General features: G+C 43.6%; 15 protein-coding genes. 6 read left to right on the top strand and 9 right to left on the bottom strand.

All coding sequences use genetic code 11. From position 1 onward, the window contains the following. Positions 1 to 55: 55 nt before the first annotated feature. From luxQ to AB4185_RS06345, 5 genes are all read right to left on the bottom strand, one after another. Positions 56 to 2629 carry a quorum-sensing autoinducer 2 sensor kinase/phosphatase LuxQ gene (gene luxQ / locus AB4185_RS06365; RefSeq protein WP_029235262.1) on the bottom strand — a complete coding sequence of 858 codons (2574 nt, stop codon included), beginning with the start codon at positions 2627 to 2629 and terminating at the stop codon, positions 56 to 58. Further along, on the bottom strand, positions 2629 to 3723 hold the full coding sequence (locus AB4185_RS06360) for an autoinducer 2-binding periplasmic protein LuxP (protein ID WP_372135145.1): 1095 nt from the start codon (positions 3721 to 3723) through the stop codon (positions 2629 to 2631). Before AB4185_RS06360 ends, luxQ begins: the two co-directional genes overlap by 1 nt. A 308-nt stretch (positions 3724 to 4031) precedes the next feature. After that, positions 4032 to 4346 carry a GIY-YIG nuclease family protein gene (locus AB4185_RS06355; RefSeq protein ID WP_017061768.1) on the bottom strand — a complete coding sequence of 105 codons (315 nt, stop codon included), beginning with the start codon at positions 4344 to 4346 and terminating at the stop codon, positions 4032 to 4034. Continuing rightward, positions 4347 to 5003: a YceH family protein gene (locus tag AB4185_RS06350; protein WP_017061769.1), complete on the bottom strand. Its 657-nt coding sequence runs from the start codon at positions 5001 to 5003 to the stop codon at positions 4347 to 4349. It lies immediately after the preceding gene. A 56-nt stretch (positions 5004 to 5059) separates the two neighbouring features. After that, positions 5060 to 5260: a hypothetical protein gene (locus AB4185_RS06345; protein WP_017061770.1), complete on the bottom strand. Its 201-nt coding sequence runs from the start codon at positions 5258 to 5260 to the stop codon at positions 5060 to 5062. Positions 5261 to 5455: 195 nt separating this feature from the next. Here AB4185_RS06345 and AB4185_RS06340 point away from each other — a divergent pair, with 195 nt between their 5' ends. The 3 genes from AB4185_RS06340 to AB4185_RS06330 all read left to right on the top strand — a co-directional run bounded on the left by AB4185_RS06340 (position 5456) and on the right by AB4185_RS06330 (position 6997). Beyond that, complete coding sequence (locus tag AB4185_RS06340) at positions 5456 to 5770, top strand: DUF496 family protein (protein ID WP_004742367.1); 315 nt, start codon at positions 5456 to 5458, stop codon at positions 5768 to 5770. 197 nt (positions 5771 to 5967) lie between these two features. After that, positions 5968 to 6594, top strand: coding sequence for a D-Ala-D-Ala carboxypeptidase family metallohydrolase (locus tag AB4185_RS06335; RefSeq protein ID WP_017066096.1), 627 nt, complete (start codon positions 5968 to 5970; stop codon positions 6592 to 6594). A gap of 166 nt (positions 6595 to 6760) precedes the next feature. Beyond that, positions 6761 to 6997: a hypothetical protein gene (locus AB4185_RS06330; protein WP_017061772.1), complete on the top strand. Its 237-nt coding sequence runs from the start codon at positions 6761 to 6763 to the stop codon at positions 6995 to 6997. A gap of 31 nt (positions 6998 to 7028) precedes the next feature. Here AB4185_RS06330 and AB4185_RS06325 read toward each other — a convergent pair whose 3' ends face one another. Beyond that, positions 7029 to 9593 carry an ATP-binding protein gene (locus AB4185_RS06325; protein ID WP_102332009.1) on the bottom strand — a complete coding sequence of 855 codons (2565 nt, stop codon included), beginning with the start codon at positions 9591 to 9593 and terminating at the stop codon, positions 7029 to 7031. A 966-nt stretch (positions 9594 to 10559) separates the two neighbouring features. On the opposite strand from AB4185_RS06325, the gene AB4185_RS06320 reads away from it, so the two are divergent. Further along, complete coding sequence (locus AB4185_RS06320; RefSeq protein WP_017068649.1) at positions 10560 to 11996, top strand: glyceraldehyde-3-phosphate dehydrogenase; 1437 nt, start codon at positions 10560 to 10562, stop codon at positions 11994 to 11996. Between the two features lie 239 nt (positions 11997 to 12235). Here the strand turns inward: AB4185_RS06320 and AB4185_RS06315 are convergent, their stop codons facing one another. Both AB4185_RS06315 and hcp read right to left on the bottom strand, forming a co-directional pair. Then, positions 12236 to 13297, bottom strand: coding sequence for a hybrid-cluster NAD(P)-dependent oxidoreductase (locus AB4185_RS06315; protein WP_102332008.1), 1062 nt, complete (start codon positions 13295 to 13297; stop codon positions 12236 to 12238). Positions 13298 to 13398: 101 nt separating this feature from the next. Then, positions 13399 to 15060 (bottom strand): hydroxylamine reductase, encoded by a 1662-nt coding sequence (gene hcp / locus AB4185_RS06310; protein ID WP_102332007.1) that lies wholly within the window; start codon positions 15058 to 15060, stop codon positions 13399 to 13401. A gap of 273 nt (positions 15061 to 15333) precedes the next feature. Here hcp and AB4185_RS06305 point away from each other — a divergent pair, with 273 nt between their 5' ends. Continuing rightward, complete coding sequence (locus AB4185_RS06305; RefSeq protein WP_017061777.1) at positions 15334 to 15564, top strand: hypothetical protein; 231 nt, start codon at positions 15334 to 15336, stop codon at positions 15562 to 15564. Positions 15565 to 15617: 53 nt separating this feature from the next. Next, positions 15618 to 16781 (top strand): carboxylesterase, encoded by a 1164-nt coding sequence (locus AB4185_RS06300; protein WP_102397949.1) that lies wholly within the window; start codon positions 15618 to 15620, stop codon positions 16779 to 16781. Positions 16782 to 16884: 103 nt separating this feature from the next. Here AB4185_RS06300 and AB4185_RS06295 read toward each other — a convergent pair whose 3' ends face one another. Beyond that, complete coding sequence (locus AB4185_RS06295; protein ID WP_372111664.1) at positions 16885 to 17499, bottom strand: LysE family translocator; 615 nt, start codon at positions 17497 to 17499, stop codon at positions 16885 to 16887. Positions 17500 to 17531: the final 32 nt, after the last annotated feature.

Genomic DNA, 17531 nt, shown 5'->3' with positions numbered 1-17531 from the left:
AGAAAATTAGTTACTTCTCTTCAACAGACTCCATTAAAGAGCACTAAGTTAAAGCCTAGTGCTCTGTGTCATTCCAGTATGAGTTTTTGAAATGAACAAACGCTTGGTGGAGCGACTCTTCTTTAATCGGCTTTACAATCACGTAATTCGCCCCTGCGGCCATAAAGCTGTCTCTAGTTGACTCTTGAGCATCAGCGGTACACGCATAAATAGGGGCTGACACACCAATCTCACCTCTTAACTGCTGAGTGGTTTCAACACCACCGAGATTAGGGAGTTGGTTATCCATCAAGATCAAGTCATAGGTAATCGTCTTAGCCATCTCAATCGCTTCTAAGCCATCTTTTACCCAGGTGACGACCATGCCATATTTCTTACAGAAAGCCTGAGCAATAAAGGCGTTGGTGTGATTGTCTTCCACCAGCAACACATTCAAAGGTCGACTAAACAACGCCTCTGGCTCAACCTCAGCTTGTTGCTTAGCATCGACTAATAGCGGCTTGGCGTGTACGACTACAGGAATTTCTATCGTGAACTCTGAGCCTTGACCTATCACGCTGCGGACTTGAATGTCCCCTTCCAGCATATCGACCAGATTTTTTACAATTGTAAGTCCTAAACCAGTGCCACCATATTCACGAGTGGTGGTCTCTTCGGCTTGAACAAAGGGTTCAAAAACAGCATCAATTTTGCTTTCATCAATACCAATGCCAGAATCTTTCACTCGAACGATCAAGCTGGCGTGATCGGAGTTAAAGATACTCTCGAGCTCAAAGCTGACGGAGATACCGCCTTGATGAGTGAATTTAAAAGCATTACTCAACAGATTAAACATGATCTGATTGAGGCGTACTTGGTCGGTATTGATTTCAATGTCATCAACCAAGTGATTCACAATGGTAAATTCGACGGATTTATCTTCACACAGCGGTCGATAGATACTGTCTAAGGTATTAACTAACTCCCCTAAACGGAAGTCTTTCTTTTGAATATTAAACTGCCCTTGCTCAATCTTTGAGAAGTCCAAGATATCGTTAAGTACCGCCAGTAAATGTTCCGCACTATTACACAGTACATCCACCTGCTCGCGATTATCTTCATTGTGCATAGAGCGCTTGAGCAGCTGAGACACACCGAGAATACCGTTGAGCGGCGTGCGAATCTCATGACTCATCTTAGCTAAGAAGTCTGCTCGCACATTCGCAAGATGCTCAGCTTCTTCTCTTGCTCGATCAGCCTGTCTTTCCGCCTCGATTAGCTTAGTAATATCTTGCCCTTGTACCACCACTCCTGTGATGCCGTGTTCCACGCGAATAGCAGACATGTTCCAACGAAACACCTTTTCACCAATGGGTACGTTAATACCCGTCAGTTTAGAACCCTGAACCACCATTTGAATATTAGGCAGCATTCGCTGCTCAAACTCTTGGGCAATTGGACCATAATTGTCATCAGCATCGAACAACGCCATGCGAGCGGCGGGGTTCATCTGAATCAAATCGCCTTTTTCAGACCAAACTAAGATAGGCGAATGAGCAAAGTTAAAGAGATCTTGGAATTTTTGATTCTGTTCAGATAAGCGCTCAAAGGTGTCTTCAAGAGTACAACCAATATGATGAAATTCGAAAATGTTAGAGCCATCGAACTTGTTGTACTCTTCGCTAGCACTTGCCGAACGAGTAAAGTCCATTAGCTTATCAAGCTCGGCTGAGACTCTCTTTTGAATCCAAGTTCGAGCAAAAAAAGACATCAATATGATCACCACAATCACCACGATGATCGCACGCTGATAATTCTCTTCTAACGCAATGAAATTATTATTTTTTTGAACAGCTCGAATGATTAAAGGAGTTTCAACAGCACTAATCTTAATGGTTGCGATGGTAACGAAATGACGCGGCAACTGTTCGTACATTTGGTAATTGAGGATGTCAGTAATGGTGTAGCTTTCATCACCACTGAATGTCGATGTCACCGGTGTACCGTGCGCTTCAATCACGATATTTTCGCTATTACTGCCCTGTTGGATTGACTCAGCCAAAGAGAAGTTGTTGTCAAGCACAATGGCGATATAGAGTTGACCAAGGACTTCCCCAGTAGCGTTATCAACAATAGGGGTACGGCGAGCCAACAAGTGACGCTTACCTATATCTGTCCTCAGTTTAATAAAATGCCAATTACTGCTGAACGAAACCTCATCAGAAATATGCTTTAAGTTGGACTCATCCAAACCATAAAATTGACTGTTGCCGTCTTCCCAAGCCAAACCATCGTGGGTTGAGACAAAGCGTAAATCTGGTGCATGATCCGGTTCACGTTGGTCAACACCAAAGAAAAAGTAGCTCAGAGTCTCGTCATTACCCGTATCAAAATACTCTCTGAGAGTTTCACTGTGTGAGCTACTGTCTTGATGGATTTGCAGCACCGACAAACGATAATCAAACATGTTTTGGATCAGGCTTGAGGTTTGCTGTACCGTTCGATTCGTCTCTTGCTGTACGATATTACTGCTGGTTTCATAATTATGAATAAGCACGCCAAGTGCCATCACGCCTATCACCAAAATAACGATACGCGTAATGAGTCTAGCTAAAGTGTTTCTAGGTGTACTGGCGTAACTTTTCTTCATTAGTGACCTGAGTACCTAAATGCTCGCTGTTTAAGTTCTGAAATACGTTCTGGGGAATCTTCCTTGGTGACAATTTCAAATTCACCAGAGTAAACGGTAGGCACTTCCAAACCGGCTAGATCCCACTTGATCGCCTCTGCCATTGCAATGCCTGTATCGTCGTTCATACGCATGACAGTAACATCTAGGTCGCCCCTTGCAATGGCTTCAAGTTCAGCCGAGCCGCCTCCCCAACCATTCACTAAGATGTCTTGGCCCGATTCACGAATCGCTTCCATTGCACCGAGAGCGACATCCGTTGAACATGCATAGATAAAGTCTAGATCCTTATCGTTCTCTATGCTGATTTTAGCCGCTTGGTAGCCACTGTCTTTGTTTGATTTTGTGTAAAACGAAGACTTAAGGGTAAAGTTGGTATCCGTATTCACTTCATGGATAAAAGTATCTCCACGCGCATCACTGATATAGCCTTGTGAGTAATACAAAACAGAATACTTACTGTCTGGCGGACTTACTTGTTTAAAATAGTCCGCCAGTTTTAAACTGCCTGTCGCATGGTCAAAACCCACATACATAAATGGCTGTCTATCTGCCCAAGCTCGCACTGGCGTCGTGATATTTTGAAGAATCAGTTTGGTGTCTGTAGAGGTCAACACGTACTCGATAAACTTGCGGTGGCGCGTGGTATCTAGCGTGAAAATCAAATAATCCGTCTTGTTTTCAATCGCTTCTTGCAACGAAATACTCTGCTGCGCGAGATCGGCATTAATACGGGTAAACACTTGATTTATTTGATAGCGGATCTTCAGCCTATCGAGACGCTTCTCAAAAGCTTGAATATTGCGAACCCAGTAATCCGAGATCTGTTGACCCGGATACACCACGGAAATCGTAATTGGTTCGTCTTGGATTCTTCTCAGTGGCACAGGGTGATTTTGTACAGCCTCGACCATTTTATCGGTCAATGCTCTTTGTTCTGGAAAAGTGGAAAGATAATCTTGGTATTCCCAGTACCTATTGAGGACATGAGTACCATGGGAAAGAGCGGACGCAGAAAATACGGCAAGTCCAAACAACATCAGTAAACGTTTCATATTTTTCTCGTTTTATATGAGCTACTTTGGCTCATTTTTTAACCTAGCATGACACCATCTCTTTGTATGGCTAATGGATATTATGTAGGACAACGATGATAAATGATAGCGTCTAACACTAATTAGAACGACATTCTAAATGAGCAATATGTTAATTTGGAATGGAGATTAAGAACATCGAGTTAAATTATGATTTCAGCCCATTCACGGTAAGAGTAATTACCATTTAAATTCATAAGCTTAGCTAGAGCCGATATAGCTCCTTACACTATTAAGATTTAATCAATAACAAACATTTTAGCTATGAATTATGAGACTTCGATATATTGAATTTTGTCTTTTTGCCACTCAATAATCAGTTTGAGTGATACCAGTTTTTCTTTGCGGGATTTGGGCAACTGCTTGATCGCGTATTCGGTTTTCAACGCCTCACTTTTTGAGCCAACACCAAAGCTCCAAACCAGCTTAAGTGGGCCTTTACCTTTTAAAGCTTTGGCGCCTTTACCGGTTTGATGTTGTTCAAATCGACGTTCTAGATTGTTCGTCACGCCACAATAAAGGGCATTGTGACGATTGCGGATCAAGTACACGACCCAATCCGCATTTTTATCAGCATCTGACATTTAAAGCAGTGATTCAACCAGAGCCTTAAGCTCTGCCACTTCTGCTCGTAGGCTTGCAACTTCAGACTCAAGCTCTTCAAACTTTTCACTCGTTGCAGAGGGGGCAGCCGCGCTTACTGATGCCATCGCAAACGCTTCAACGTCCACTTCACCGCTCAACAAATGCTGGTAGCGTGATTCACGTTTACCCGCTTCGCGTGGCAGCTTCACAACCAAGGCACCTGCTTCTCTTGCAGCGAGTTTGTCTAATGTTGCTTCTACTTCTTTCACATCACTAAAGTTTGCAAGGCGACCCGTTCGAGTACGAAGTTCACCGGGTGTTTGCGCACCGCGCAGTAACATACAGCAGATGATTGCACGCTCTTGCTCTGTAAATTGCAGATCGCCGAACTCAGTGTTGCAGAAACGATGCTGATACTTATTAACACGGCTATTGAAGCTGCTCTCATCACTCACCATGCGACGTCCGATTAAACCATCAACTGCATCTAAAACATCTGACTCAGAAAGAGAGAGAACAGGTTCACGGTTACTCTTTTGATTGCATGCCGTGGTTAAACTGTTCAGTGTCAGTGGGTAATGATCGGGAGTAGTGACTTCTTTCTCGATCAAACAACCGATAATTCTCGCTTCAATTGGGGAAAGTACTGTGTTCATCGTTTTTCCTTTTTATTATTTTGATAATTCCATCTCAACACCTAACAATGCAGTAACTAGTGTTCAGACAAAATTGGTACTCGTTTCTTTCTGCCCTGTTCATCAATCATTATGATCTTAGAACGGTTTAGCTCTATTTCCACGACTTCCAAATAAGTACGCTCTTGTACATACGCATCACGAAGCTTGTTTTGTTCTGCTGAAGATTCAGTGACATTCTCGTCCAATTCTTCGTTTTCCAATTGTTGTTGATTCATTTCACATTTCGTATCAATGCAGTATCTACATGGGATACTAACTTGAACGGTAAGATAAAAACAATCACACATCAGCGAGAGTGACGAATAATTAAACAACCTTACTTTTGCTTTGATCTAAAGACTGTTACATCATCAATTGATGTGCTTTAATCAGAAGCAGACAACGTATTTGACGAATAGGAAAAGGAATCTATGAGCAGCGTATTTGAAATTGTTAACCAAGCACGACGTAAGAACAAACTTAAGCGTGAACTTTTAGACAACGAAAAGAAAGTTCGTGACAACCGTAAGCGTGTCGACCTTCTTGATAACCTACTTGATTACATCAAGCCAGAGATGACCCACGACGAGATCCTAGGCATTATCAAAAATATGAAAGCTGACTACGAAGACCGTGTTGATGACCACATCATCAAGAGCGCTGAGATTTCTAAAGCTCGCCGTGACATCAGCCGTCGCATTCGTGAACTGACAGAAGAAGACAAGCAAATCCAAGGTAAGAAGTAATCTAACCTCTCTAATTCACTTGTAACAATGTTAGTAACCCACTCTTAGTAGTGGGTTTTTTTTACCTAAACTCCAGCGTCTATACTTAAGCATCTAAACCTAACCGTCTAGGCTTAAGCGTACCTAAGCAAAATGAATGAAACTCAACAGCAGTATCAAACTAAATAACGAGTGTACACTAGCGATGGAGAGACTTTATGTACGGAAGTATTCTGATAACCTTGGCGTTATCAACGACACAACCTTACCCTGAAAAATTTGAGAAACTTTATACCGAAGAAACCGAAATCACTTATGACGATCTCGTGGTCGATGTTCATGGCTACAAGGTTCCGACCCGATCAGCATTTCGAGGTTGGATGCTCCTCAATCACGCTCAAGACCAAGTGAGAGCAATCGGACAACAACTCAAGGACAATGGCGTTACTCAGAGCATGCCTCTGCATCTCGTTCTATTGCAAGGGACGGATTGGGCAATGAGTAATACAACCTTGTTTACCCTCCCAAATAAGAAACATGTGCCAAACATGATCAATACCCTGAAGTACATACAACAATATATTGAGCCTGAAATCGGTGTTGTTATACCAGTATCTGGAGAGCGAACCGATATCTACAATCAACAAGCTGGTGGTGCACTGCGAAGTAAGCACTTAGAGTTTTGTGCCTTAGACCTAGTGCCTGCAAATGACATTACTCGCGAAGATCTACACGTGAAACTTAAAAAGATTCATTCGGAATTCGGGCAAAAAAATAATGTTGGGCTTGGTTTATATTCAGGTGTTCGATTCCACATCGATACTTGTGGGTTTAGACAATGGTAAAGAAATACGATCAAGTCATAAAGACCTGCAATTCGCACGTGTCACTTAGACTCTAAAAACAAGCGAAATTACATAAGATTATGATTTTAAATGTAAATTAAAACTGGAACGCTAATTGATATTAATAACAAGTATCATAATTATTAATAGCAATTAGGAATTCAATATGAAGACGATGACTCAACGCTTTCAAACTCTACTTTCTGTTTCAAACTTCAGTCTAGCTATCACAACCTTGCTTATGCTTCTCAGTATTATTGTTGCTTATCCAATGGCCGATCACTTCTCACTGCCAATTCAAATCGTCGCCCACATCAGCACCATCTTAGTCGCAGCCTTGCTGAACATCAGCTATGTCGGTCGTTGCCTTGCACAATACAACCTTGGATTGGAAGTTCGTTAAGTAGCGCCGCGCTAGCCTTGATACGGGAGCCCTAGACAATATCAAGGCTACTGAAAAGATCGTACAGCTGGTGAGATTTATAGGGTTTAGGTAAGTAGGCGTTCATACCGGCTTCAAAACAATCTTTGATGTCTTCTTCTAGAACACTGGCGGTTAAAGCTATGATGGGTAATGGTGTGACTTGTTGATCGGCTTCCCACTGACGTATCGCACGAGTCGCCGTTATGCCATCCATAACAGGCATCATGCAGTCCATTAAGACTGCATCAAACTGAGCACCCTGGGTGATGACATCCACCGCTTCTTGGCCATTACTGGCAATCAAATATTCATAACCCGCTTGCTCAAGGAAGAAGCTCGCTATTTTTTGATTCATCAGATTGTCTTCAACGATCAAAATGCGTCGATTCAGAGAGCGAACTTCTTCATCTTTTGCTTCCACTTGAGGCGTTTGCTCTTCGCCCACATCGAGAGATTGTAAGCTGGTTAAGAAACGTCGGCCCAAGAATGGCAAGGTATGAGTCGAGTGGACCGTTTCTCTGATTAGGTTGGTTTTAAATAGGTGATGCTGACAAACGATGACGCGAGCAAGAGGATATATCACCTTCAACGTCGCAAGATCTTTTTCCATAGAGTGGTGCAAGGTATGACAATAAAGTATGAAGTCACTTTCTTTTACACTTTCACTAAGAGCAGCAATGGATGACACCACATTGGCTCGAACATTCAAACGCTCACACTCTTTAACGAGCTGATCGAGGTAATTGAAAGAGTTCGAGATGATGGTCGCTCGGCTCAGGTTATCGAAAGTTTGAACAGGCGCTTCTACAACATCGACATACAAACAAAAAGTGAATGTAGAGCCCTCTCCTTTCACTGAACGCGCGGTAATGTAACCACCCATCAAATCAACAAGCTGTCGACAAATCGCAAGCCCTAACCCCGTACCGCCAAATTGACGGGTAATGCTGCCATCTTCTTGAGTGAAAGGTTCAAATATGGACTCTAACTTCTCGGGCTCAATCCCAATCCCGGTATCAGACACGCTGCATTCAAGCTTGCCCCTGCCCATAGACATAGGTGTATAAGCAATGTCAGTTGTAATTGTGCCCTTAGACGTAAATTTGATGGCATTAGAAAGCAGATTGGTCAGCACCTGTCTCACGCGGTACTCATCGAAAAACAGTTGTGACGGCGTTTGATAATCGATATTGATGTCGAGCTCAATATCCTTACTTATCGCTTTCGACTGAATCACACTCACAGAGTCATAAACCGCTTCTCGCAAATCAGCATTGTGTGGTGACAACATCAAGTTACCCGACTCGATTTTAGACAGGTCGAGTATGTCATTCAGCAGCACCAGTAAAGAGTGAGAGGACGATTCGATATCCCCCAGTACTTCTTGTTGATTTGGGCTCAGTTGGCTTTGAGATAAGATCTCAGCCATGCCAATGATCCCGTTAAGTGGCGTGCGTATTTCATGTGACATATTTGCTAAGAATGCGCTTTTGGCTTTGTTAGCCGAAATCGCGTCTTCTTTTGCTGTTATCAACTCTTTGTTGTGCAGATAGTTGCGTTCCATCACTCGATTTAGGGTTTCAGTGAACTCGGCAAGCTCATCGTTCCCTTGGATACGAATCACCTTTGGCTGGCCGTAGCTATCAGCGCATTCCGACACACCTTTCAAGATAATCGACAGGTTTCTGTTTAAGCGCAGAGATGTCGCAACCCCAAGCCACATCAAAACACCAGAAGCGATGAGTATAAGCAACGTCATGACCAAGGTTTGCCTTTTCTGCAACGCGATATTCTTGGTCAGTTCAAACTGTATTTGATTGGTGTAAGCGCCAATCGCGTTTGAAATAGCCCGTTTTTTAACCTCTAAGCTTTTCAAGTGTTGATATATTTCGGGTGATGAAAAGTCCCCTTTGAGGATTCGAGATGTAAATTTGTCTTGGAATTCATCTTTGGCGACAGCGTTTAGCAACTGTCTAATGTTTGGAGAACGCGTATCCGAACGGAAAAATGTATCTAATAGCTGTTGCTGCCTCTCTAGAGCAGCGACATAGCTAAGCAAGTATTGGTTTTTAAACTCTGGGGAGCGATTCAAACTGAAGCTTAACCACGCTTCTCTCTGAGTCCAAAACACATAATGCGTAAGATTGATAAACATCGCTTCAGCTTGACCGATATTTTCATCGACTAAAGCCATGCGATATTCGGACAGCTCCATCAGCACGTCTTTTAACAAGTCGAAAGCGCGCTCTGTCAATTTTCTGCTGTCTGTCGTTTCAGGTGTACTAGCTAGGATCATCAACAACTTTTTCAATTCAGCTAACTGAGGGTCAATACTCCAATTGCTGTCGAACCGTTGAAGTCGCATTCCATACTGAGTCAGTCTATCCAGTTCTGATTGCAGTGTTAAAAGCAACTGACCTTTCTCAGGGGAATCATTAGACAGCACCAACCATCGATAAGCATCACTTGAAACCGTATTAAAAAATTGAAGCGCTTCGACCTTAATACGCGTTGTTTCAAGGTGATTCATCTTCTCATCGTTCTTAAGCACTTCATTCACTGTAAACCCGAACATAATGAGTACAGAAACCGTGGAAAGAAAAATAAGACGCCATCTAATTGACATATTTATCATTTTTATAACGACTCCCTTCCCGAAAGTAATTTACCTAGCCCAAATTAAGAATAGGACATTAACAGGGGGTTATTGATCAAATTGGATATGAACAAATGATACTCTGAGCCCAGAACGAAAAATTAGAATCAACAGGCATCCAAAACAGGGCTTTAAAGCGGAGGAGTCTGCTTTACTAAGTGAGATTGAGACAAGCCGATTTTAGACAAGTGAACGTTACGTGAGAGAGGTCTACTCGAGGAGGTTTCTACAAATGAGATGTAAGCAAGCGAGGTTTTAGTGAGCAAAATGTAAACAAAAGACGTTTTCTCCAGTTATTATCACCGGCATAACAAGTACACATCCACATTCTGCGGCTCAACTAGACTGTGAATAATGACTCTGCGTGCTAACAAAGTGGATAGTTAGGTTAAAATTGTGACATCCAATCGTTTGCGTGATGCACTTTTCACACTCAAGCTAGGCTTATTCAAAGGTCAAACATCAATACTCGTTAATTCCCTTATTTATCGTTTACTGTTTACGTGTAACTTGAGTTAGCGATCACACCTTTAATGTTCAATATGACCTGTATTACATATTATCCTTTGAATTGAGTATTTTTTGACGAAAAATAAGTGCTACAGATTATTAAAGTCAATAGTCTTTATCGACGTTCAAATCTTGATTTATGGCTAATATAAAGCCAATTTGCAGATATTTTGTCTGCATTTATTTTTCCTAGCAGAATAACCCGTCGTACCTTACAATCCTGCCACATAAAAATTACAAGTTACACACAAGGTATATCAGCACATTTAAGTGGCAATAAAGACCACAGACTGATGCCTCAAATCCCCTATGCTGATTGGCTTCCCTACAACCGCCATGAATGCAGAAACTTAACGTGAAAGGTCCCGAGTAAAGATGAGTCCCGAAAAGCACCTCCTAGATTGGCAAACTAGTCAAACCATTGCTGAATCCATCGCTCCAACTTTAGGTCAGTTATACCGTCAAAAAGGCGTAGAAGTTATCCTCTTTGGTAAGACCTTAGTTAACGCGACAACTATCGACATCATCAAAGCTCACCGCATCGCAAAACGTTACACTGGTTCTCCTCTTACAGCAGAACAGACTCAACCTATTATTCAACACCTTCTCTCTATGGACTTATCTCCATGTCGTATTGATGTTGGTCGCCTTGCGCATTCATTCTGGCAAGATCGCGAAGACACACATGGGTTGGATGATTTCCTACAAACTGCACTTATCGAATCGCTTGAAGGCGATGCAATGACAGAACCTCGTGACGTTGTATTGTACGGTTTTGGTCGTATTGGCCGACTGCTAACTCGTCTGTTGATCGAGAAAAGTGGCCCGGGGTACCCACTGCGTTTACGTGCAATCGTTGTACGCGGCGGCAAAGATGGCGACCTAGAAAAACGTGCAAGCCTGCTTCGTCGTGACTCTGTACACGGCCAATTCAACGGCAGCATTGTTGTAGACCAAGAACGCAAAGCGATCATCGTTAACGGTAACTTCATCCAAGTTATCTACGCAAACAAACCAGAAGAAGTGGATTACACGGCTTACGGTGTTGAAAATGCACTTGTGGTTGATAACACAGGCGTATGGCGTGACGCGGAAGGCCTGAGCCAACACGTTGCGTGTAACGGTGCGAAGAAAGTGCTACTGACTGCACCTGGTAAAGGCGACATCAAGAACGTGGTATTTGGTGTGAATGAAAATGTTATTCAGCCAGAAGACACCATCATCTCTGCAGCAAGCTGTACTACTAACGCAATCACGCCAGTATTGAAAGCGGTTCACGACAAGTTTGGCGTGCTGTCTGGTCACATCGAAACGGTGCACTCATTTACCAATGATCAAAACCTAATCGATAACTTCCACTCGGGTGATCGTCGTGGTCGTGCTGCATCATTGAACATGGTACTGACATCGACTGGCGCTGCTAAAGCAGTATCAAAAGCGATGCCGGAAATGGAAGGTAAGCTAACAGGTAATGCGATTCGCGTTCCTACGCCAAACGTTTCAATGGCAGTTGCGAACCTAAACCTTGAGAAAGGCACAAACAAAGAAGAGTTGAACGAGTACCTGCGTGAAATGGCGCTGTCTTCTGCTTTGTCTGCACAAATTGATTACACAGACTCGACTGAGATTGTATCTACCGACTTGGTTGGCTCTCGTCACCCAGGTGTGGTTGACGGTGTGGCGACTATCGCACAAGACAACCGTGCCGTGCTGTACATTTGGTACGATAACGAGTTTGGCTACAGCTGCCAAGTTGTTCACTGTATGGAACAGATGATGGGTGTACGCTACAAGACATACCCAGAAGTTTAATTAACTTCGCTCTTGTAGATACGTCCATCGCAACAAGCTCCACAACATAATAACTATATCTGCGAAGTCTGTATGGACTTCGCAACCCCTTTTGTTTTACTCCCCCGTATAAACAAGAGGGTTGCCACTTAGATCTGCTCTCTCTAACTGATCTAGGTGGCCTTTTTACATCTAGCGCCCTAACTTTTATCGCTATAATAAGATCTTGTCTTCATCACTCTTGCACAGCTTTACGTCTGTTATAACTCAACCTCAACATCTGACTGAATCGAGCTTGAACATGCAAGCACGTAGCCCTGTTCAATCTGCTCTGGCGTCAATGTTTCTTGGCTGCTTGATTCCACAGATCCTTTGGTCACTTTGCATTTACACGAACCACAAATCCCACTACGACAAGCGATAATAATTGGAACGCCTGCTTTTTCTAATGAATCCGCCAATGGTGTGCCAGTTTCCGCTTCAACTTCAGCGCCGAACGCAGGCACAAATACCTTAACAGCACTATTCGTATCGTCAGCAATTTCGGCGTTTGACGCTTCTGATTGAGCATCCTGAGTAGCAGGAGTAAAGCTTTCTTGATAGAAGTTATCCATGTTGAACTCAAGCTCTTTCAGATAACTCTCAATATCTTGCATGAAGCCGACAGGCCCACACAGGTAAACCGTTCTATCTAAGATATCTGGGCTCAGTTTCACCAACCAGTTTTTATCTAAACGACCTTGAGGGGCGGTTGTTCCTTCGTTGTCTTTTAACAGCAGTTTTAAGTTGAAATTCGCATGTGATTCATCGAGCTGATGAAGTTCTTGAAAGTAGATAGTCTCAAGCTTGTTGCGTGCCATGTGGACGAAATCAATCTCAATGTCACTGTCACTGTCTTGAGACAGCCAATATTTTACCATCGCCATTACGGGTGTAATGCCACAGCCCGCACTCACTAGCGTTACTTTCTTTGTTGCCGTTGGCATGCAATCAATACAGTTAAACGCGCCTGCCGGCTTCAACACAGAAACCTCGTCACCTTCATCAAGCTCATCAACAATAAAGTTCGAAACCAAGCCACCTTCCACACGCTTGACCGTCAACTTCAGGCGGTTATCTTCGGGGCAAGAAGCCACGGAATAAGCACGGTAATCCGTTTTCGTCGGCATATCTAAACCCAAGGTGATGAACTGACCGGGCTTAAAATTGAAATGTAAATCTTGTGGAACACTGCCAAGCTCAAAGCTGACCGTATCTGGCGTCTCGTGCCATTTCTTTAAACACACTAAATTGATTGAATCGCTATCCGACCATGCATACATAGTTCACACACCTCACTGATACTAAAGAATTAAATCTAAAAAGCCCCGCCGCTGCACGTTCCTAGAGAACAGCAACAACGGGGCTTGGGAGTGGGCTTAGATTAAGCCGCTAAGATTGTTTTAAGATCTTGCTCTGGCGTTGAGATAGAACGCATATCGAACTCGTCTTGAATAATCTTTAGTAGGTTTTCAGTTAGGAATGCAGGCGCTGTTGGGCCTGTGTAGATACCTTTCACACCCAGTGCGAACAGAGTAAGCAGGATAACGATCGCTTTTTGCTCGAACCAAGAAAGAACAAGTGTTAGTGGTAGTTCGTTGATGCCACAATCAAACTCTTGAGACAGCGCAAGAGCAAGCTGAATCGCTGAGTATGCATCGTTACATTGGCCAACATCGAGCAGACGTGGAATACCGTTAATGTCGCCGAATTGGTTTTTGTTGAAACGGAATTTACCACATGCCAATGTCAGGATTACTGAATCTTCTGGCGCTTGAGCTGTGAAATCTGTGTAGTAGCTACGTTCAGATTTGTCGCCGTCACAACCACCCACTAGGAAGAAGTGTTTGATGTTGCCTTCTTTCACTTGTTCAACAACCGCAGGCGCTGCTTCCATCAAGGCGTTACGACCAAAACCGACAGTGATCATTTGCTCGATCTCGTCATGCTTAAAGCCTTCTTGCGCAAGAGCACAATCGATCACTGCACTGAAATCGTCACCTTCAAGGTGAGCAACACCCGGCCAGCCTACGATGCTACGCGTAAATAGGCGGTCAGCGTACGAGCCCACATCTGGGTTAAGCAGACAGTTAGATGTCATTACGATCGCACCTGGGAAGTTCGCAAATTCTTTTTGCTGGTTCTGCCAAGCGCTGCCGTAGTTACCCGCAAGGTGTGGGTACTTGTTTAGTTCAGGGTAGCCGTGTGCAGGTAGCATCTCACCGTTGGTGTAAACGTTAATGCCCTTGCCTTCCGTTTGTTGAAGGATCTTTTCTAGATCATGCAGGTCGTGACCAGAAACAAGGATACAGTGACCTCGCTTCGTCTTCACATTCACGGTTGTTGGTTGAGGGTGACCGAAGGTATCTGTCTCGCCTTTATCCAACATTTCCATGACCTTGTAGTTCATTAAGCCGATCTGCATAGACGTATCTAACAGTTGTTTTAGGTCTGATGGATCTGTGCCTAGGAACGCCATGATTTCATGGTATTCAGCGAAAATAGCGTTATCAGTTTGACCAAGAACACGTGCGTGATCCATGTAAGCTGCTGCACCTTTTAGACCGTATAGGCAAAGAAGGCGAAGACCAATCACATCTTCGTGTTGAGAGTCGTGACCACGGTTTACCGCCGCTTGAGGGGCAAGCGCCAATAGCTCTGAAGAGTCCGTTGGAAGGTCGAATTGAGCAGCAGCAGAAAGCGCTGGGATCTCAAAACCAATCAATGTCGCTGCCGCGCGAACCTGTTGCTCTAAACGCTGCTTGAATTCATGGGACTGTTGTGCGAATTCGATGATACGAGCAGGGTCGAAGTTAACGTTGGTTAGTGTTGCGAAAAACGCTTTTGGCGCCCACTCGTCGATTTCAGTATCAATAACATCACACGCACGGCCCAAATTGGCCCAAAAAGAAACACCTTGAAGAGAATGCACCAACACGTCTTGAAGGTCGGATACTTCCGAAGTTTTACCACACATACCTTGTGCGAAAGAACAGCCTTTTACGGTTGGGGTTTGAATTGTTTGTTCACATTGAATACAGAACATATAAGGGCTCCAGTAATTTTTATTAACTGTAAGTACTTTGCTTACAGTGACTTATTCCAACCCCTATAGAGCATCAAGCGTGCCAACTTTTAACATATTGATTTTATTAAACTTAGTTTTATTCCATGTTTTTAGTGCGTGATTATGACTACATATAAACTCCCTAACAGCACACATCCGTGTCATAGTGACTCTCAGAGATTTATTAACGGCGTTCATGTTTCGTTCAGAATAGAAGCGATAAAGTAACAACATAGAAAAAGAGGAATGAATATGAAAAATATATTAGTTACGATTGTTGCATTGTTTACTGGCCTTTTGGCGTTATTCACAAGCTTGATCCTTGCTATTCCTTTAGCTATTGCAGCTTTAATTACTGGCAAGCGCATTCAGAATCAAATGAAGAAACAAGGTTTCGCAGCTCATATGAACACTCGTCAGTCATCAACCAATGATGCCGGTGTTATTGAAGGTGAATACGAAGACCTTTCAAGCAAAAAGTAACCTAAACTTTAGTTTCAGACATAGTGAAAGCACAACAGAGACAAGATTACATAATGCAAAGAAAGCCCCTCCTAGCACTGCTAGCCTTAACGACTTTAAGTCTCGTTGGTTGTTCCAACGAGACACCGATACCCGCTTACGAAACATCTCCAGACTTGCCTAGCTATCAGCAAGACAGCTTTGATGCCTACGTCAATGACACACAAGATTGGTTATTGAAAAACCGCGTGTTCATGACGGAAGACAAGCAACTCGAGATCCAACTCAATTCACCAACCGAGTATCAACCAACCTCGCCAAACGGCAAGGCGGTATTATTGGTTCATGGATTAGGCGACTCACCTTACTCATTTAAAGACATCGCTACCCATTTGGCAGAGCAAGGTTACTTAGTGAGAACCGTATTACTTCCGGGTCACGGCAGTCGCGTGGGTGATTTAATGCAGCCGAGCCTAGAAGATTGGCAAGGTGTGGTGGCTCATCATACGAAGTTACTTGAGCAAGAGTATGATTCTGTTTGGCTAGGCGGCTATTCAACCGGCGCGAACCTCGTGACTTCACAGGCGATGAACGATCCAAAGATCTCTGGGTTACTGCTGTTCTCACCTGCGTTTCAACCGAGCTCGTCTGCCGTTCAATACGCGGGACTAGCAAGCTACTTTGTCACTTGGGCGGATCAAGATCCTGAAGACAATGTGTTGCGTTACAACTCGTTGCCAATGAATGGTGCATCGGTTTACTACGAGACATCAGAAGTCGTACGTGGTGACTTACAAGATAAACACTTCGATAAACCAGTTTTTATTATGATGAGTGAAGGCGACAGCGTGATTGACACCAACTACGTTCAGCAAGCCTTTACTGAATCTATGCCGAATCCAAACAATGTGTTGGTTTGGCAAGGAGAGACGACTCTCGAGGATCCTCGCGCTGTTCAGTACAGCATGAAGATCCCAGAGCAACGCATCTCGAACGGCTCTCACATGGGCTTACTGTTCTCACCAAACAACCCTTATTACGGAATCAATGGTAGCGAGAAGATTTGCTCCAATGGTCAGGCAGAAGGGTTTGAAGAACAATGCAATGCAACCAGTGAGGTTTGGTACTCAGCTTGGGGGTATCGTGAAGAAGGGAAGAACCATGCTCGTTTGACCTATAACCCTTACTTTGCTGACTCAATGAAAGAATTAGATTCGGTTCTAAACTCAGCAGGCTAACTTCTTTTAGCTGTTAACTGTTAGCGTTTAGATAAGTAGAAACAAAAACGGCTCACAAGATAATCTCTTGTGAGCCGTTTTAGCTCTTAAGGTCTAGTGATGACTAAATCATCCACACCACGCGAACAGCAAGCAGGATCAGCACCACGCCAGATAGTCGATCAATCAACTGAGCTTTCGAGCGAATACGTTCAACAATCAACGGGCTAGACAGTACCAAGGTGATAAAGGTGTACCATAAACCGTCTACAAGTAGCGGTGTTGATACGATAATCACTTGATTGGTCAGTTCATTACCTAACGCCACAAATTGGCTAAACAGAGCGATGAAGAACAGCGCGATTTTTGGGCTCAAGATAGAGATCAAGAAAGCCTCACGAGCAGACTGCATGTAACTCATCTTTTCACCCGCTTCTAATTTCGCGGCAACACCACCTTTCGAACGTAACGCATTAACGCCAAGATAAAGCAGATAAGCAGCCCCCGCTAAGCTAATACCTTTAAATAACATTGGGGATTGCTCAAGCACAACGGCTAAACCAACAATGGTTGCGAACGCATAAATACCGATACCAGCAGCGTGTGACCAAGCTGCGATAAGCCCGTTCATACGGCCACCAGCCAAACTGTGTTTAGCGATCATCGCCAAGCTTGGGCCCGGAGACATTGCACCCAACAAGCAAATCGCTAATAAAGAAAACCAAATTGTTACTGTCATCATTCCATTCCTAATAAAATAAAGCGTTCCAG

The organism is Vibrio sp. 10N.286.48.F5 (assembly GCF_041469785.1).
Taxonomy (GTDB): domain Bacteria; phylum Pseudomonadota; class Gammaproteobacteria; order Enterobacterales; family Vibrionaceae; genus Vibrio; species Vibrio crassostreae_C.
The sequence above is the reverse complement of the archived record's forward strand: the minus strand, read 5'-3'. Positions and strand labels throughout refer to the sequence as shown.